Annotated in this window: 1 protein-coding gene; it reads right to left on the reverse strand. The window is 67.2% G+C overall.

The window, feature by feature from the left end; genetic code table 11:
* A partial coding sequence (locus DIE22_RS37835; protein WP_148093216.1) for a PLP-dependent aminotransferase family protein occupies positions 1-728 on the reverse strand: 728 nt, incomplete at both ends.

Raw genomic sequence — 728 nt, forward strand, 5'->3', positions numbered from 1 at the left:
TCGCGCTTGCGCTCGTCGGGCATCTGGAAGCCGAGCGGGTTCTGGAAGTTCGGCATCACCATGCATGCGGCGATCGGCTGCGACTTCGCGATCGCCGCCAGCGCCGCGATGTCGATTCCGTATTCCGGATGCGTCGCGACCTCGATCGCCTTCATCCCCATCCGCTCGATCGCGTGCAGCATCGCGTAGAACGTCGGCGACTCCACCGCGATCGTGTCGCCCGGTTTCGCGACCGCCTGCAGGCACAGGTTGATCGCCTCCGTCGCGCCGACCGTCACGATGATCTCGTTCGGATCGACCGACATCCCGTTTTCCAGGTAGCGTCGCGCGATCTGCCGGATCAGGCGCGGATGGCCCGGCGGCAGCCCGTCCGTCACACCCCACAGCGACTTGTCGCGGCCGGCCGCATACGCGTAGCGGTTCAGCTTCTCGAATGGAAACAGGCTCGGGTCCGGATACGGCGAGCCGAGCGGCACCGCGTCGTCCGTGCCGATCGCGCGCAGCGTCGACAGCACGAGCCGGCTCATGTCGACCGACGACGAGATCGCGATCGGTTTCGACGGCCGCAGCTCGCGCACCGGCGCGTGGGTGTCGTCGCGACGCAAGTTCACGAAGTAACCCGACTGCGGGCGGCTTTCGAGCAGCCCGCGGCTTTCGAGCAACAGGTATGCATGCAGCACGGTCGTGATGCTGATCCGGTGCTGCTGGCTCGCCTGCCGCACCGACGG

The sequence above is a fragment of the Burkholderia sp. Bp9142 genome (genome assembly GCF_003853415.1).
Lineage (GTDB): Bacteria > Pseudomonadota > Gammaproteobacteria > Burkholderiales > Burkholderiaceae > Burkholderia.